The following is a 15,820-nucleotide window of genomic DNA, read 5'->3' on the forward strand; positions in this document are numbered from 1 at the left end:
CATGGGGACCTACGCCGCCCCGGTCCTGTACGCGGTCCTGCTCTGGTGGTTCTCCACCGGGCTGATCCTGCTGCTCGATCACGCCCCGCGGCGGACGCATCCGTGGAGCATGGCCGGGGCGACCCTCCTGCTCGCCGGCGCCCTGGTGGCGATCCGGTCCAGCGCCGCCGACACGAGCGCCACGGGGGCCTACACGGCCTTCACGGCGGCGCTCGTCGTCTGGGGATGGCAGGAGATGAGCTACTACATGGGCTTCCTGTCGGGCCCGCGGCCCGTCGCCTGCGCGCCGAGCGTGCGCGGGCTCGACCGGTTCTTCGCCGCGCTCGCCACCAGCCTGTGGCACGAATTCGCCATCGTGGTCGGCGGCCTCGCGATCCTGGCGCTGGTCTGGGGCAGCCCCAACCGCTTCGCCCTGTGGACCTACGGCACGCTGGTGGTGATGAACCTGTCGGCGCGGCTCAACCTGTTCCTGGGGGTGCGCAACCTCCACGCCGAGTTCCTGCCGGACCATCTCGGCTACCTCGCCTGCTACCTGTCCCGGAAGCCGATGAACCTGCTGTTCCCGGTCTCGGTGAGCCTCGGGACCATCGCGGCGGCCCTGCTCGGGCGGGCGGCGCTCGGCGCCGACCTGCTGGAGCACGAGCTGATCGGCTTCACGGTCCTGGCGACGCTGACCGCGCTCGCCACCCTGGAGCACTGGTTCCTGATGCTGCCGCTGCCCTCGGCGGAGCTGTGGCGCTGGAGCCTGCCGGCCCGGGCGCCCGGGGAAGCGGCCGGGCCGCCGGACCACGTGTAGGCCGAGGGATCACGAGCGGGCGACGCACGTCCACCAATCTGGAACTGGTCTTGTGCGAAGTCCGGTGTCACAGGCGGGATCAACCCGCAGGATTTGTTCGGGGAGAGGCGACATGGATTACGAGACCTTCTTCGGGGCTGAGATCGCCGGGCTCCACCGCGAGGGCCGCTACCGGGTCTTCACCGACCTCGAGCGCCACGCGGGCAACTTCCCGCACGCCACCCACCACCACGCGGCCGGCACCCGGCCCGTGACGGTCTGGTGCTCCAACGACTATCTCGGCATGGGCCAGCACCCGACCGTCACCGGGGCGATGCACGAGGCGATCGACCGCTGCGGCGCGGGCGCCGGCGGCACCCGCAACATCTCGGGCACCAACCACTACCACGTGCTGCTGGAGCGCGAGCTCGCCGACCTCCACGGCAAGGAGGCGGCCCTGCTGTTCACCTCCGGCTACGTGTCGAACTGGGCGGCGCTGGGGACCCTCGCGTCGCGCCTGCCGAACTGCGCGGTCTTCTCCGATTCCGAGAACCACGCCTCGATGATCGAGGGGATCCGGTTCTCGCGGGCCGAGCGCCACATCTTCCGCCACAACGACCCGGAGGACCTGAACCGCAAGCTCGCGCTGGTCGATCCCGCCCGGCCGAAGCTGGTGGCCTTCGAGTCGGTCTACTCGATGGACGGCGACATCGCGCCGATCGCCGAGATCTGCGACGTGGCCGAGGCCCACGGGGCGCTGACCTACCTGGACGAGGTCCACGCGGTCGGCCTCTACGGCGCCCGCGGCGGCGGCATCTCGGAGCGGGACGGCGTCGCCCACCGGCTGGACGTGATCGAGGGCACGCTCGGCAAGGCCTTCGCGGTGCACGGCGGCTACATCACGGCGTCGGAGAAACTCTGCGACTTCGTGCGCAGCTTCGCGTCGGGCTTCATCTTCACGACCTCGCTGCCACCGGCCGTCGCGGCGGGCGCGGCGGCGTCGATCCGCCACCTGAAGGCGAGCGGCGTCGAGCGGGCCCGGCATCAGGAGCGGGTGGCGAAGGTCCGGCAGGCGCTGGAGGCCGCCGACATCCCCACAATGCCGAACGACAGCCACATCGTGCCGGTGATGGTCTGCGATCCGGTGCTCTGCAAGGGGATCTCCGACACCCTGCTCGACGAGTTCGGCATCTACGTGCAGCCGATCAACTACCCGACGGTCGCCCGCGGCACCGAGCGCCTGCGGATCACCCCGTCGCCGCTGCACACCGACGCCGACATCGCCCATCTGGTCGAGGCGCTCACCACGATCTGGGGCCGGATCGGGCTCCGGCAGAAGGCGGCGGAGTAAGCGCGGGCGGGGGTTCCCTTCTCCCACCTTCGCCCTCATCCTGAGGTGCCCGCGTCAGCGGGCCTCGAAGGAGGCCTCCAGCCATCGCACGTCTTCTGGAGACCTCCTTCGAGGCCTCCGCTGCGCTGCGGCACCTCAGGATGAGGGGGTTGGGTTGGATGCCCCCGCAGCATCGAGTCATCGCGTGCCCACCTTCCCCTTCTCGGCCATCGTCGGCCAGGACGAGATGCGCCAGGCGCTGCTGACCGCGGCGGTGGACCCGGCGGTCGGCGGCGTGCTGGTCTTCGGCGACCGCGGCACAGGCAAGTCCACGGCGATCCGGGCGCTGGCCGCCCTGCTGCCGCCGATGCGGGCGGTGGTCGGCTGCCCGTACAATTGCGATCCCGAAAGTCCCGCAGAATCCTGTCCGCACTGCGCGAGCCTGCCGGGCGCGCGGAGAAAGTCCGAGAAAAAGCCGGTGCCGGTGGTGGACCTGCCGCTGGGCGCCACCGAGGACCGGGTGGTCGGCACCCTCGACCTGGAGCAAGCGCTCGGCGCCGGCGTGAAGGCCTTCGAGCCGGGGCTGCTGGCCCGGGCCAACCGCGGCTTCCTCTACATCGACGAGGTCAACCTCCTCGAGGACCACCTCGTGGACCTCCTGCTCGACGTGGCGGCCTCCGGCGTCAACACGGTCGAGCGCGAGGGCCTGTCGCTCCGCCACCCGGCGCGGTTCGTCCTCGTCGGCTCCGGCAACCCGGAGGAGGGGGAGCTGCGGCCGCAGCTCCTCGACCGGTTCGGGCTGGCCTGCGAGGTCGCGACGCCGAGGGACATCCCCACCCGCATCGCGGTGGTGCGCGCCCGCGACGCCTACGAGCGCGACCCGGAGGGGTTCTGTGCTGCCCGTGAAGGCGAAGAGCGAAAGATTCAAAAAAGAATCCTGCTGGCACGGGAGCGCCTGCCATCGGTCACCGTGCCGGATGCCGCCCTGGAGCGCGCGGCGCGGCTCTGCCTCGCCCTCGGGACGGATGGCTTGCGCGGGGAACTGACCCTGATGCGCACGGCCCGGGCGCTCGCGGCGCTCGACGGCGCCGCGATGGTCACCGACGATCACCTCCGGCGCATCGCCCCGGCCGCCCTGCGCCACCGGCTGCGGCGCAACCCGCTCGACGAATCCGGATCCACCGCCCGGGTGGAGCGGGCGCTGGCGGAGGTCTTCGCGTGACGGCGCCGCTGCGCGCGCCCCGACCGCGAGGGCGTTCATCGCGCGGCTCCGGCCGAATCGGCGCGGAGCGGAGCGCGGGGCTCCTCTCCCGTGCGGGCGCGGGACAGGGTGGGGGACGGGGACCGGCCGGACGAGGCGCGGCCCGAACGCGTCGCGCGGGCGCGCTCTGGACTGGACCTCCGCATCCCGCACCCCGACCCTCTCCCGCCCGGGAGAGGGGGCCGGTCGCGCTCCGTCGCCCGCGTCGCGGTCCGATGGACGTGTCTGACCCTCGGCACCCGCTCGGGAGCGGGGCCCTGTCGCGCCCCGCTCGAGCCGATGCCTGAACATCGCCGTCCCGCAGAGCAGGGCGGGACACCGGCCTGCGCCTGGGCCGATGCCCGCCTGGCCGCCCGGCTTCTCGCCGCGGACCCGCACGGGCTCGGCGGCGCGGTGCTGCGGGCCCCCGCCGGGCCCGTGCGCGAGCGCTGGCTCGACAGCGTGCGGGCGGCGCTGCCCCCGGGAACGCCCTGGCGGCGCCTGCCGCCCGGCATCGGCGACGACGGCCTGCTCGGCGGCCTGGATCTCGCCGCGACCCTGGCGGCGGGCCGCCCCGTCGCGCGGGCCGGCCTGCTGGCGGAGGCCGATGGCGGGATCGTCGTCGTCCCCATGGCCGAGCGTCTGCCGCCGGGCACCGCGTCGCGGCTCGCCGCCGCCCTCGACACCGGCACGGTCTCGGACCGCGGCGCCCGGTTCGGCCTGATCCTCCTCGACGAGGGCGTGGCGGACGAGACGGTCGCCGAGGCGCTGGCCGATCGCCTCGCCTTCCGGCTGGACCTGAGCGGGCTCGGCCTCGCGGACGCCGCGGCGGCCGAGCCGGAACCCGCCCCGGGCGCGCCGGAGCCCGACCCGGTCGGGCGCCTCTGCGCCCTGGCCGAGGCCTTCGGGATCGCGTCGCTGCGCGGCCCGATCCTGGCGGCGCGCGTGGCGCGCGCCCTCGCGGGAGACGGGCCGATCGGCCAGGAGGCGATCGTGGCGGCCGGGCGCCTCGTCCTGGCGCCGCGGGCGACGCGCCTGCCCGCACCGGAGCAGCCCGCCCCCGAGACCGCGGAGGCGCCGGCGGAGCCGCCCGAGCCGAACGACGCGGAGGAGGCGTCGGGTCCGGCCGCAGAGGCGCCCGACGACGTCGTGCTGGAGGCGGTGCGCGCCGCGATCCCGCCGAACCTCCTCGACCAGCTTCTGGCGGGCGCGCAGCGTCTCCCGGCCGCGAAGGCCGGCCGGGTCGGGCAGGCGGCCTCGGCCCGCACCGGCCGCCCCGTGGGCAGCCGGCGGGGCGACCCGCGGCGGGGACGGCTCGACCTGCTCGCCACCCTGCGGGCGGCGGCGCCCTGGCAGGCCGTCCGCAGAGTAGAGGGGGAGACGCGCCGCATCGTGGTGCGGCGGGACGATCTGCGGATCCAGATCCTCAAGCAGCGGACCGAGACCACCACGGTGTTCTGCGTGGACGCCTCGGGCTCGGCCGCCCTGGAGCGGCTGGCGGAGGCCAAGGGCGCGGTCGAGCTGCTGCTGGCGGAGGCCTATGTCCGGCGGGACCGGGTGGCGCTGGTGGCGTTCCGCGGCGCCGGCGCGGATCTCGTTCTGCCGCCGACCCGTTCGCTCACCCGCGCCAAGCGCGGGCTCTCGGGACTGCCGGGCGGGGGCGGGACGCCGCTCGCGGCGGGGATCGACGCCGCGGTCGCGGTGGCTCTGGGCGTGCGCCGCGGCGGCAGCCGGCCGGCGATCGTGCTGCTGACCGACGGGCGCGCCAACGTCGCGCGGTCGGGGGAGGGGGGACGGGCCCGGGCGGGCGCGGAGGCCCTGCAGGCGGCCCGAGCCCTGCGTGCGGCCGGGCTGCCGGCCCTCGTGGTCGATACCGGCACACGGGGCGACGAGGCCCGTTCGGTGGCGGACGCGATGGGCGCCCGCTACCTGAAGCTGCCCCGGGCCGAGGCCGGTCAGCTCAGCGCGGCGGTGCGGGCGGCGCTCTGAGCGCCGCGCCCGTCCCCCCGCGACAGGGTGTCAGAGGTCGCCGCCGATGCCGCTGTCGGCGAGGCGCTGGTGGTGGGCGAGCCAGGAGCTCAGCATCTCGCGGACGATGGCCTTGAGGCTCCAGCCGCCGGAGACCGGAGCGGCGATGTTCTGGGTCGAGGAGGTGAAGAGGATCATGACCTTCTCCGGAGTTGGTGGACGCGTCTTGTTCTTGCTCGCCCGAGATATGCCGTTGCTATTGCAGCGCAGCAATCGGTCTCCGCTCACCGGTGGCATGCGGCCCCCGCATAGGATTGTTCAGTGTTACGAAATACTTCCGGCCATGAACGATAGCGCCGCCGTCGCCCCCGGATCGTCCGGCTATGCCGCAGTGCAGGATACGCGCGCATGCTGAGCGGCTTCGACGCGGACCGGCCCGACTGGGCCGTGGAGGGCCGGGACTGGCCCCATCGGGAGGCCAGCCGCTTCGTGGAGGCGGCCGGCCTCCGCTGGCACGTCCAGGAATACGGGTCTCCGGACGCCCCGACGCTGCTGCTCCTGCACGGGACCGGGGCGGCCACGCATTCGTGGCGCGGGCTGGCGCCGCTCCTCGCGCGCGACTTCTCCGTGATCGCCCCGGACCTGCCGGGCCACGGCTTCACGGACCCGCTGCCCGACGCCGACCTGTCGCTGCCCGGCATGGCCCGGGCCGTGGCGGGCCTCGTTGCGGCGCTCGGCCGGCCGCCGGTCCTGGCGGCGGGCCACTCGGCCGGCGCCGCCGTCCTCGCGCGGATGTGCCTCGACGGCGCCATCGCGCCCCGGCTGCTGGCGGCCTTCAACGGCGCTCTCGCGCCGCTGCCGGGGGCGGCGAACCTGCTGTTCCCCAGCATGGCGCGCCTCCTGTTCCTCAACCCCTTCACTCCCCGGATCTTCGCCTGGACGGCGGACCGGTCCGCGGCCAAGCGCCTGATCGAGGGGACCGGCTCGCGCCTCGACCCGGAGGGGGTCGACCTCTACCGGCGGCTCTTCGCCCGGGCCGGCCATGTCCGCGGGGCGCTGGGCATGATGGCGAACTGGGATCTCGCCGGGCTGCACCGGGCGCTGCCCGGCCTCGCCACCCGGACCCTGCTGATCGTCGGCGGCGACGACAAGGCCATCCTGCCGGACACCGCCTTCGCCCTGCGCGACCGCATGCCCGACGCCCGCGTTCGCCTGATCCGGGGGCTGGGCCACCTCGCCCACGAGGAGGCGCCGGAGCGCGTGGCCGAGGTGCTCCGCGCCGAGGCTTCGGACGCGGGCGTTCTGTCGCCGCCGTGAGCCGGACGGGACTGGCGCCGGCCTTGCGTGGGTCGTAGAGCCTGCCGCGGCGGGCAGGGCAGGATCGAGGAGCGGCCGGAACGATGGCGAGACCCGTGATCGGCGTCATCGGCAACGCGCGCCTGATCGACAGCCGCTTCCCGGCGCAGATCGTCGGCGAGAACAACATGCGGGCGGTCGCCGCGGTGGCCGGCGCCCTGCCGCTGATGTTCGCCGCCGTCCCGACGATCACCGACCTCGGGGACCTCCTCGACACCGTGGACGGCGTCCTGCTCACGGGAGGCCGCGCCAACGTCCATCCGGCGCGCTTCAACACCGAGCCCTGCGCGGCGCACGAGCCCTACGACGAGGATCGCGACGCCGTGGCGCTGCCCCTGATCGAGGCCTGCGTGGCGGGGGGCGTGCCGCTGTTCGGCATCTGCCGCGGCTTCCAGGAGATGAACGTCGCCTTCGGGGGCAGCCTGCACCCGGAGATCCGCAATCTGCCGGGCCGGCTCAACCACCGCATGCCGCGCCTCGCGAACGGCGAGATCCACCCGGACCTGGAATTGATCTTCGCCGACCGTCACGAGGTCCGGCTGACGCCCGGGGGCGCCTTCGCCCGCCTCCTGGAGCGCGAGACGATCCGGGTGAACTCCCTGCACGGCCAGGGCATCCTGGAGCCGGGCGGCCGGATCGTGATCGAGGGCCTCGCCGAGGATGACACGGTCGAGGCGATCCGCGTCCGCGACGCGACGGGCTTCGCGCTGGGCGTCCAGTGGCACGCCGAGCACGATCCGGCGACCAACCCGATCAACCGCACCCTGTTCGAGGCCTTCGGGGCCGCCGCGGCGGCGCGGCACCGGGCGCGGCGGGCCGGCCGGGGATGAGCCGCTCGCGCGCTGGGACGGCCCAGTGCAGAGGCCGCGCGCGGCAGCACAGCGCCGGCACACCGCCGGCACAGGGAGTCTTTCCGGCCTTAACCTATGTTTATTCGCTGGCGCTGATCCACGGAATATTGGCCGTCCACCCGCACAGATCTTGGTCACACGCGACCGGATTCACCTTATCCCCCGGACGACCTGTCGCAGGACGGAACAGTGGCCTCCCGGTGGTGTTCCCGGAGTCCCGAACAGCGGCCGCCTCGCGTGGAGGCCGGCCGCGCAGAGACCGGGCAGGCCCTGCATGCATCTCCCCCGCGACGACCGAGAGCACCCCCGTGCCGAGGCCTTCCGCGACTTCATCCGGAACCCGCCCTTCCCCTGCGTGGGCGCCAAGTCGGCCCTGTCCCGCGGGCGGATGCGGATCGTGGTGGCCCGGGACATCACCTCGGGCTGGGACGACATGCGGATCTACCCGGCGCTGCTCGCCTTCGTGGCGCAGTACCGGGCGCAGCCCGACCTGTTCCAGAGCTTCGCGGTCGTGTTCGAGGGGCCGGGCGACCTCTCGGAGGAGGCATTCGAGCACAACCTCTGGGCGCGCGCGCAATCCCTGACCGACAAGGACGCCTGGCTCGGCCAGCCCCACGATGCCCGCGTGGCCGAGGATCCCGACAACCCCCACTTCTCCCTGAGCTTCGGCGGCGAGGCGTTCTTCGTCGTCGGGCTGCACCCGCAGGCGAGCCGGCCGGCGCGGCGCTTCTCGTCGCCGGTCCTGGTCTTCAACCTGCACGCGCAGTTCGAGCGGTTGCGGGCGGAGGGACGCTACGAGAAGCTGCGCGCCGCGATCCTGGAGCGCGACGAGGCCCTCGCCGGCAGCGTGAACCCGATGCTGGCGCGCCACGGCGAGGCCTCGGAGGCGCGCCAGTACAGCGGCCGCGCGGTCGACGCGGACTGGCGCTGCCCGATGAAGGGCCGGCCGGCACCGGTCCCGGAGGCCCGGGACTGGAGCCCGCCGGCCCTGCCCTTCGATTGCGGGCTGCCGGGCAGCGGCGCCTGAGCCGGTCGGATCCGGTCCCCAGTACGGAGCGAGCCACCCCCATGTGCCAACCCACCCTGTGCCAGGCCGACGTGCAGACGATCGCGCCGCGCTCCGGCGTCGCCTTCACCCTCGACCGGGGCCAGCGCCTCACGGTGATCGACCCGTGCGGGGAGCAGGTGGCCGACCTCCTCGCCTTCAACCGCCACGATACGGGAGAGGTGATCTCGTCGGGCCGGACCCTCGACTACGCCAGCCGGATCTACCTCACCACCGGCGACCCGCTCTACTCGAACCGCTCGAAGATCCTGCTGCGGATCCTCGAGGATACGGTCGGCCGGCACGATTTTCTGCTGACGCCGTGCTCGGCCGACACGTTCCGCATCATCTACGGCGACGCGAACCCGCATCGCGGCTGCTTCGGCAACCTCGCGGCGGCGCTCGCACCCTACGGCATCGCGCCGGACGCGATCCCGGTGGCGTTCAACTGCTTCATGAACGTGCCGGTCGACGGCGCGACCGGGGCGCTCACCGTGGCGCCGCCCCTCAGCCGGGCGGGGGACCGGATCGTGTTCGTGGCCGAGACCGACCTGATCATCGGGCTCACCGCCTGCTCGGCCCTGCAGTCGAACAACGGCAGCTTCAAGCCGATCCACTACAGCGTGAGCGCCTAGCTGCGGGCCCTCAAAGGCCCCGGCCCGATCCGGATATTGATCCATGTAAAGCTGTAGACTGTACCGCATTCGATGACTTGACATCGATATTCGCCCACTGACTGCCGGCGAACGGCCGCAGGTCTTTGCGATTTACTAACCCGAATGCACGAGGTTGAGCCCGTACGGCGCCCACGGCGAGTCCCCGCCGGCCGCAGGCCCCTCTTCCGGTGCTCGGATGACCCCCACGCAGACCAGCCGCCCGCCCGCCGACCGTGCCGCGCCGTGGCAGCGCCTCGCCGATCTCCGGCTTCGCCACAAGCTCGCGGCCGTGATGGCCCTGGTGCTCCTGGCCATCGGCGCCCTCAGCGCCCTGAGCTTCCTCGACATGCGCGGCTCGGCGCTCGAGGACCGCGCGCTGATGACCAAGCGCCTGACCGAGGTCGCGCAGAGCCTGCTCGTCCACTACGAGGCGCAGGCCCGGACAGGCCAGATGCCCGTCGCCGACGCGCAGAAGGCCGCGCTCGCGGCGATCACCGCCCTGCGCTTCGGCAGCGAGGACTACTTCTTCGTCCTCGACGACCGGGGCTACCTGATCGCCAACGCCTTCAACGCCAAGAACGTCGGCAAGCAGGTGGTGGACCAGACCGACGTCCCCGGTGGCAAGCGCTACTTCGCCGAGATGGTCGAGACCGCCAAGCGCGACGGCTCCGGCTTCGTCGACTACATGAAGCCGCGCCCCGGCGGGGCCGTGCCGGTGGAGAAGGTCGCGAGCGTGCAGATGTTCAAGCCGTGGGGCTGGATCGTCGCCACCGGCCTGTACCGGGACGACGTCCACGCGGCCGTGCGCGACCGCGCCGTCACCATCGGCCTCTGGTCCGCCGGCCTCGCCCTGCCGATCCTGGCGCTGCTCCTGCTCGTGGGCAACAGCCTGTCCCGCCCGATCACCCGGCTGACCGCGGCGATGCGCGGCCTCGCGGACGGCGACCTCGCGGTGACGGTCGCCGACCAGCGCCGCGGCGACGAGGTCGGCGCCATGGCGCGCGCCGTCCAGGTGTTCAAGGACGCCCTGATCGCCAAGCGCGACGCCGACGCGGCCGCCGTGGCGGAGAGCGACGCGAAGATGCGCCGCGCCCAGATGCTCGACACGGTCACCGCCCGGTTCGACGCGCAGGTCAGCGCGCTGACGCAGGGCCTGTCGGCGGCCGCGGTCGAGATGGAGGCCACGGCCCGGGAGATGACACGCACCGCCGCGCGGACCACCGACCAGTCGGTGCGCGTCGCCGCGACCTCCGAGCAGACCTCCAGCAACGTGCAGACCGTGGCGGCGGCGAGCGAGGAGATGGCGGCCTCGATCAACGAGATCGCGTCCCGCGTCGCCCAGTCCTCCGCGATGGCCGACCGGGCCGGCACGGACGTGGCCCAGACCAACGCCCTGATGCAGGTGCTCGCCCGCGGCACGGACCAGATCAGCGAGGTGATGGGCCTGATCGCCGGGATCGCCGGGCAGACCAACCTGCTGGCCCTCAACGCCACCATCGAGGCCGCGCGCGCCGGCGAGGCCGGCAAGGGCTTCGCCGTGGTGGCGGGCGAGGTGAAGGCGCTGGCCTCGCAGACGGCCCGGGCGACCGAGACCATCGCGACGCAGATCGCCGCCATCCAGAACGAGACCCGCCAGGCGGTCGAGTCGATGCGGACGATCGGCGGCACGATCGACGAGATGCGCACGGTGGCGCTCAGCGTGGCCGCCGCCATGGAGGAGCAGGGCGCGGCGACGAGCGAGATCGTCCGCAACGTCACCCAGGCGGCGCAGGGCACCCAGGCGGTGAGCACCGACATCGCCGACGTCCGGCAGGCGGCCCGCGAGACCGGCGCGGCCTCCGACCAAGTGCTCAGCGCCGCGCAGGAGCTGGCCCGCTACTCGACGAGCCTCGGCCAGGAGGTCACGACCTTCCTGGCCGCCGTGAAGGCCGCCTGAGGGCGGGGTCGCCGGACCGCCCGGCGACCCCGCACCCTTACAGGCTGATCCGCTCGCGCATCGCGATGTCGGGGCTCGACGCGCCGCAGGTCGGCAGGCTCTCGACGGGGCCGTGCACCGCCGACGTCGTCGCCGAGAGGTCGTGGTAGCAGATGCAGCCTTCCGCGAAGTAGTGGTGCACCAGGGCCTTGCGGGAGCGCTGCATGTCGGCCCGCGCGGAACCGCCGTGCAGCAGGTTCGCGTGCCAGAACAGCACGTCGCCCTTGCGCGCCGTGAAGTAGGCCGGCGTCGCCCCGTGCTCCCGGATCTCCTGCTTGATCGCCGGTTCGTAGCGCTCGGAATAGGCACCGTAGCCGCGCTCGCGGAACTCGTCCGTGGTGATGCCGACGTCGTGGCTGAACAGGTACGGCAGGCGGTGGGTGCCGGGATAGTAGACCAGAGGCCCCGCATCCGCGTGGATGTCCTCCATGGCGACCCAGCAGGCGGCCAGGTAGCCGAGCGGGTAGGTCGTCATGTGGATCGAGTCCGAGTGCTCGGATTGCTGGCTGCCCTTGTGGGACGCGATGGTCTGGAACGGGATCGCGGGGCGGCCCAGCACCATGCTGCTGAAGTTCATCAGCACGGGGTGCTTCAGCAGCCGGTCGATCGCCTCGACCTTCAGGTGCGGGTTGAGGTAGCGGCCCGGATGGGGATCGTCCGGCGCCGCCTTCTCGGGGGCGAGGGTCAGGTCGCCGCCGGCGATCGCGGCCTCGTAGGCGGCCCAGACCTCGTCGATCGTGTCGGGATCGATCGCGCCGCGCAGGACGTAGTAGCCGTGCTCCACCCAGGACCGGCAGATCTCGGCCTGCCGGGGCGTGATCTCCCGGCGCGCGACGCGGCGCGCGACGATGTCGAGGGCGTCGGGCTGGTCGAGCCAGGGGCTCGGCCCGGATTCCGGGAAGCTCTCGGCCCGGAAGACCTTGATGCAGCCGATATCGACCGGGATGTCGGCGTCGACCGTGTGGGACGGCGCGGGCGGCAGGTGGGGCGCGAGGGGCGGGACGTCGTCGCGCCCGAGGGCGAGGTTGCGCACCGTGGTCCCCACCGTGCGCGCCAGCGATGCAGCGCGCGCAAACCCCTGAGCCATCGTCTCAACCCGCCGGTTCCGTCTCCAGCGTAACCAGGCCGGACGATCGCGACTTTAGCGAGGCAAACAACTTTACGGCGACGGACTTTCGTCTTCGTCGCGTCGGCGGTCGCATCGATGCTCGGGTTGGCCGTCCGGTCCGCCCGCGGCTCAGGCGATCCCGTCGATCGCCACCCGCAGGTGCTCCGGGCCGCGCAGGGCGGCGCCCGGCCGGTAGGGTGGCGGGTCCTCGACCAGGCGCGGCGCCTTCAGCCGGCGGGCGAGGGCGGTGAGCGCCGCCTCGGCCTCGAACCGGGCCAGCGGCGCGCCCACGCAGTAGTGCAGGCCGCCGCCGAAGCCGAGATGGCGGATCCCGGTGCGGTCCGGGTCGAACCGGTCGGGGTCGGGGAAGACGGCCGCGTCGCGGTTGCCGGAAGCCAGCAGCAGCACGAGATCGGCCCCCTCGGGGATCGTGACCCCGGCGATGTCGATGGGCGACAGCGTCCGTCGCGTCCGGAACTGCACCGGCGGCTCGTAGCGGAGCAGTTCCTCGATCAGCCGCGGGGCCCGGAGCGGGTCCTGACGCAGGCGCTCCAGCTCGTCCGGATGCCGCAGCAGGGTCAGCAGGCCGTTGGTGATCAGGTTCACGGTGGTCTCGTGCCCGGCGACCAGCATCAGGATCGAGGTGGCGATCAGGTCGTAGTCGCCCATCTTCACGCCGGCCTGGGTGGCGTGGTTGGCGAGGCCCGACAGCATGTCGTCCTGCGGGTGCCTGCGCTTCTCCCTGATCAGGTCGCCCATGTAGCCGCCGATCGCGTCGAAGGTCCGGCTGTTCGCGGCGCGGATCTCGGGGTCGGACAGGCTGTCGGGCTCCAGCGCGGTGGCGAGCTGCGTCGCCCAGCCGTGGAATTTCGGCTCGTCCTCCCGGGGCACGCCGAACAGCTCGCAGATCACCGTCACGGGCAGCGGGTAGGCGAGGTCGTCGACCGCGTCGATCTCCCGGGCTCCGCACTTCTCGTTGAGCAGGTCGGCCACCAGCCGCTCGGAGCGGGCGCGCATCGCCTGGACGCGCTCGCGGGAGAACTGGTGCATCACCGCCGAGCGCAGGGCGTCGTGGTCCGGCGGATCGCGGAAGATGAAGACCCGGTGCCGGTCCATCATCCAGTCCTTGAGCGGCTTGACGATCAGGTCGGTGAGGAGGTTGCCGGTGCGCGGCCGGTCGGCCGGGGGCAGGGTCTCGGAGCTGACCCGCGGGTCCTGCAGCAGGCGCGCGATGGTGCCGTGGGTCGCCGCCACCCAGGTGCCCGCCTCGGTGCCGTCGTCCTGGCGCGAGACGGGATTCTCCCGCAGCTTCGCGTAGACCGGGTAGGGGTTCGGCCGGTTGGCGAAGTCCTTGACCTGGTCGAGGAGGGTGGCGTCGGGCATGCGGTCTCCTTCACGCATCGACCCGGATGGCGGCCACCGGCCCTCGGGAAAGATGCTGCAACGACAAAGGCTTCGCCCGATGGGCCGGTTCCGTTTCCCGACGCGTTACGGAAAGCCCGGCTCGTGGACCGTGACGCGCTTCGGCCGGTCGGTCGCGGCGTCCTCGGGCGGGAACGGCGCGCGAGCCTCCACGAGCTCGGCATGGGCCGGCAGCCAGCGGGCGGAATCCACCGCGACCGCCGCGATGCAGCGCCCATCGCGGCCGTAGGTGGCGACGAAGCGGCCGGCCGCCGGATCGCCCTGCGTGATCGCCACCGCGTCGGCGCCCTCGGTCAGGCCGACGGATTTCACCACGAGGTCGCCCTGCGTCGACCAGAAGGTCGGCAGGGCGCCGTAAGGGACTTCAGGCTCCGCGCCGGCGAGGAGCCGGCCGGCATGGACGCCCTGCGCCGCCGCGTGGCTCCAGTGCTCCAGGGCGACGCGCCGGCCGTCGTAGAGGGGGTGGGGAAAGCGGGCCACGTCGCCGGCGGCGGCGATGCGCGGGTCGGGTCGGCCCTCGGTATCGAGGACGTGGCCGCGCGCGTCGCAATCGACCCCGCCCGGATCCGCCGACAGGCCGGACCCGTCGAGCCACTCGGTGTTGCGCACGGCCCCCAGGGCGATGACGGCGACGTCGGCCGCGAGGCTGCTGCCGTCGACCAAGTGGGCGCGCACCAGCCGGCCGTCCCGACCCTCCAGCCACTCGACCTCGCGGCCGCAGCGCAGCGCGACCCCGTGGCCCTCGTGGATCGCGCCGATGAACGCCCCGACGGTGCTGCCGAGGATGCGGGCCAGCGGCGTCGGGCCGGGCTCGACCAGGGTGACCGGCAGGTCGAGCTGCCGGCACAGGCTCGCGACCTCGCAGCCGATGAAGCCGGCGCCGATCACCAGCACGTGGTTGGGGCCGGCGGCCAGCGCCCGCCGCAGGGCGGCGGCGTCCTCCCGCCCGCGCAGGGTGAAGACGCCGGCGAGGCGGCCCTCGTGCGGGTTCGCCCAGGGCCGGGCGCGGGTGCCGGTGGCGATGAGCAGGCGGTCGTAGGGGAGGATCCGCCCGTCCGCGAGGCCGACCGTGCGCGCCTGCCGGTCGAGGCGCCGCGCCGCGCTGCCGAGCTGCCACTCCGCCGCGAGGGCGCCGACCCCCGGCAGGGTCGTGGCCTCCGCGGGGATCGCGCCGGTGAGGACGTGCTTCGAAAGCGGCGGCCGGTCGTAGGGCCGGTGCGGCTCGTCGCCGACGATCGTCAGCGGGCCGGAGAAACCCGCTTCGCGCAGGGCCTCGGCCCCGCGCAGGGCCGCGAGGCCGGCGCCGACGATCAGGACGCGCTCGGAATCGCGCGCCATCAGGCGCCCCGCTCCGGATCCTCGACCCGGATCGCCTGGACCGGGCAGGCGACGCGTGCCCGCTCGATGTCGTCCCGGTCCCGCGCGGCGGGGGCGGGATCGTAGAACAGGGCCTCGTGCCCCTCGATGCGGAAGTGCCGCGGCGCCGCGTAGCAGCACTGGGCATAGGCCTGGCACAGGTTGAGATCGACGCTCACCCGCAGGCCGGGCGGGGGGCCGGAGGACGCATCGGCAGGGGCGGACATGGCGGGGCAACCGCGCGCGGCGCCGCGGGTTCCGCGGGCTCTCGTCGCGGGGCACGTCGCGGGGGACGGCGCGGGGCACGGCGCGCGCCGTCCCCCGCGACCGGTCGTCGGACGGCTCGGCCGCGTCCGGCGCCGAGCGTCATCCGTATTAAACGTGTTTCGGCGATCCCGGTGGAAATGCAGCGACGCGATTCCCCTGCGCAGCGGTTCGATCTATTGTCGCGCTGCTCCGCGGATCTGTCCGAAACCCCGCGATGACAGGAGGGCGCCATGCCGCACGGTGCGCGAACGAGCCTCGCCGCCCTCATGCTGGTCCTCGGGATCGGCGGCGCCTCCGCCGAATCCGTCGCCACGACATGGACGGATCCGCCGGCCCACAAGGCCGGGTCCCCGAAGGCGCCGGCCGCGGACACGAAGGCCGCCGCACCGGCGCCGTCCGCGTCGGCCCCCACCGCGACCCCCGCCGCCGCGACCGAGACCCGGCCGGCCACCGCCCGGCGGAAGGCCGTGG

14 protein-coding genes and 1 pseudogene are annotated in these 15,820 nt (G+C 73.5%); 10 read left to right on the forward strand and 5 right to left on the reverse strand.

All coding sequences use genetic code 11. From position 1 onward, the window contains the following. Window position 1 precedes the first annotated feature (1 nt). The 4 genes from puhE (at window position 2) to ACLBYG_RS24660 (ending at window position 5,334) form a co-directional block, all read left to right on the forward strand. A complete protein-coding gene (gene puhE, locus ACLBYG_RS24645) occupies window positions 2–796 on the forward strand; it encodes a putative photosynthetic complex assembly protein PuhE (RefSeq protein ID WP_056524002.1) in 795 nt (264 codons plus the stop codon). A 112-nt stretch (window positions 797–908) separates the two neighbouring features. After that, on the forward strand, window positions 909–2,126 hold the full coding sequence (gene hemA / locus ACLBYG_RS24650; RefSeq protein ID WP_447683205.1) for a 5-aminolevulinate synthase: 1,218 nt from the start codon (window positions 909–911) through the stop codon (window positions 2,124–2,126). Window positions 2,127–2,310: 184 nt separating this feature from the next. After that, a complete protein-coding gene (gene bchI / locus ACLBYG_RS24655) occupies window positions 2,311–3,327 on the forward strand; it encodes a magnesium chelatase ATPase subunit I (RefSeq protein ID WP_447683206.1) in 1,017 nt (338 codons plus the stop codon). A 318-nt stretch (window positions 3,328–3,645) separates the two neighbouring features. Continuing rightward, window positions 3,646–5,334, forward strand: coding sequence for a magnesium chelatase subunit D (locus tag ACLBYG_RS24660; RefSeq protein WP_447683207.1), 1,689 nt, complete (start codon window positions 3,646–3,648; stop codon window positions 5,332–5,334). Window positions 5,335–5,364: 30 nt separating this feature from the next. Here ACLBYG_RS24660 and ACLBYG_RS24665 read toward each other — a convergent pair whose 3' ends face one another. After that, entirely contained in the window at window positions 5,365–5,511 is a 147-nt protein-coding gene (locus ACLBYG_RS24665) for a hypothetical protein (protein ID WP_020095264.1), read from the reverse strand. A 210-nt stretch (window positions 5,512–5,721) separates the two neighbouring features. Here ACLBYG_RS24665 and bchO point away from each other — a divergent pair, with 210 nt between their 5' ends. From bchO to ACLBYG_RS24690, 5 genes are all read left to right on the forward strand, one after another. Further along, window positions 5,722–6,630, forward strand: coding sequence for an alpha/beta fold hydrolase BchO (gene bchO, locus ACLBYG_RS24670; RefSeq protein ID WP_447683208.1), 909 nt, complete (start codon window positions 5,722–5,724; stop codon window positions 6,628–6,630). A gap of 83 nt (window positions 6,631–6,713) precedes the next feature. Beyond that, window positions 6,714–7,499 carry a gamma-glutamyl-gamma-aminobutyrate hydrolase family protein gene (locus tag ACLBYG_RS24675; RefSeq protein WP_447683209.1) on the forward strand — a complete coding sequence of 262 codons (786 nt, stop codon included), beginning with the start codon at window positions 6,714–6,716 and terminating at the stop codon, window positions 7,497–7,499. 295 nt (window positions 7,500–7,794) lie between these two features. Then, a complete protein-coding gene (gene gntA / locus ACLBYG_RS24680) occupies window positions 7,795–8,547 on the forward strand; it encodes a guanitoxin biosynthesis heme-dependent pre-guanitoxin N-hydroxylase GntA (protein ID WP_447683210.1) in 753 nt (250 codons plus the stop codon). Window positions 8,548–8,588: 41 nt separating this feature from the next. Continuing rightward, on the forward strand, window positions 8,589–9,200 hold the full coding sequence (locus ACLBYG_RS24685; protein ID WP_447683211.1) for a DUF1989 domain-containing protein: 612 nt from the start codon (window positions 8,589–8,591) through the stop codon (window positions 9,198–9,200). A 217-nt stretch (window positions 9,201–9,417) separates the two neighbouring features. Further along, window positions 9,418–11,157, forward strand: coding sequence for a methyl-accepting chemotaxis protein (locus ACLBYG_RS24690; RefSeq protein ID WP_447683212.1), 1,740 nt, complete (start codon window positions 9,418–9,420; stop codon window positions 11,155–11,157). A gap of 37 nt (window positions 11,158–11,194) precedes the next feature. On the opposite strand, the gene ACLBYG_RS24695 is transcribed toward ACLBYG_RS24690, so the two are convergent. From ACLBYG_RS24695 to ACLBYG_RS24710, 4 genes are all read right to left on the reverse strand, one after another. Next, a complete protein-coding gene (locus ACLBYG_RS24695; RefSeq protein WP_447683213.1) occupies window positions 11,195–12,283 on the reverse strand; it encodes a phytanoyl-CoA dioxygenase family protein in 1,089 nt (362 codons plus the stop codon). A gap of 150 nt (window positions 12,284–12,433) precedes the next feature. Further along, entirely contained in the window at window positions 12,434–13,687 is a 1,254-nt protein-coding gene (locus tag ACLBYG_RS24700) for a cytochrome P450 (protein WP_447683214.1), read from the reverse strand. Between the two features lie 105 nt (window positions 13,688–13,792). Further along, complete coding sequence (locus ACLBYG_RS24705) at window positions 13,793–15,064, reverse strand: NAD(P)/FAD-dependent oxidoreductase (protein WP_447683215.1); 1,272 nt, start codon at window positions 15,062–15,064, stop codon at window positions 13,793–13,795. Continuing rightward, window positions 15,064–15,309, reverse strand: a complete 246-nt coding sequence (locus ACLBYG_RS24710; RefSeq protein WP_020095273.1) for a ferredoxin — start codon at window positions 15,307–15,309, stop codon at window positions 15,064–15,066. The genes ACLBYG_RS24705 and ACLBYG_RS24710 overlap by 1 nt, the downstream gene beginning before the upstream one ends. A gap of 270 nt (window positions 15,310–15,579) precedes the next feature. On the opposite strand from ACLBYG_RS24710, the pseudogene ACLBYG_RS24715 reads away from it, so the two are divergent. Next, window positions 15,580–15,820: pseudogene (locus tag ACLBYG_RS24715) on the forward strand (hypothetical protein); the annotation flags it as partial.

Source organism: Methylobacterium sp. D53M (assembly GCF_053345625.1).

Bases quoted from the DNA above. Each gene is read 5' to 3' on its own strand.
- ACLBYG_RS24710 (WP_020095273.1), bottom strand. From the start codon at position 15,309: ATGTCCGCCCCTGCCGATGCGTCCTCCGGCCCCCCGCCCGGCCTGCGG.
- gntA (WP_447683210.1), top strand. From the start codon at position 7,795: ATGCATCTCCCCCGCGACGACCGAGAGCACCCCCGTGCCGAGGCCTTC.
- puhE (WP_056524002.1), top strand. From the start codon at position 2: ATGGGGACCTACGCCGCCCCGGTCCTGTACGCGGTCCTGCTCTGGTGG.
- ACLBYG_RS24705 (WP_447683215.1), bottom strand. From the start codon at position 15,064: ATGGCGCGCGATTCCGAGCGCGTCCTGATCGTCGGCGCCGGCCTCGCG.
- ACLBYG_RS24690 (WP_447683212.1), top strand. From the start codon at position 9,418: ATGACCCCCACGCAGACCAGCCGCCCGCCCGCCGACCGTGCCGCGCCG.
- bchO (WP_447683208.1), top strand. From the start codon at position 5,722: ATGCTGAGCGGCTTCGACGCGGACCGGCCCGACTGGGCCGTGGAGGGC.
- ACLBYG_RS24675 (WP_447683209.1), top strand. From the start codon at position 6,714: ATGGCGAGACCCGTGATCGGCGTCATCGGCAACGCGCGCCTGATCGAC.
- hemA (WP_447683205.1), top strand. From the start codon at position 909: ATGGATTACGAGACCTTCTTCGGGGCTGAGATCGCCGGGCTCCACCGC.
- ACLBYG_RS24660 (WP_447683207.1), top strand. From the start codon at position 3,646: ATGCCTGAACATCGCCGTCCCGCAGAGCAGGGCGGGACACCGGCCTGC.
- ACLBYG_RS24695 (WP_447683213.1), bottom strand. From the start codon at position 12,283: ATGGCTCAGGGGTTTGCGCGCGCTGCATCGCTGGCGCGCACGGTGGGG.
- ACLBYG_RS24685 (WP_447683211.1), top strand. From the start codon at position 8,589: ATGTGCCAACCCACCCTGTGCCAGGCCGACGTGCAGACGATCGCGCCG.
- ACLBYG_RS24665 (WP_020095264.1), bottom strand. From the start codon at position 5,511: ATGATCCTCTTCACCTCCTCGACCCAGAACATCGCCGCTCCGGTCTCC.
- ACLBYG_RS24700 (WP_447683214.1), bottom strand. From the start codon at position 13,687: ATGCCCGACGCCACCCTCCTCGACCAGGTCAAGGACTTCGCCAACCGG.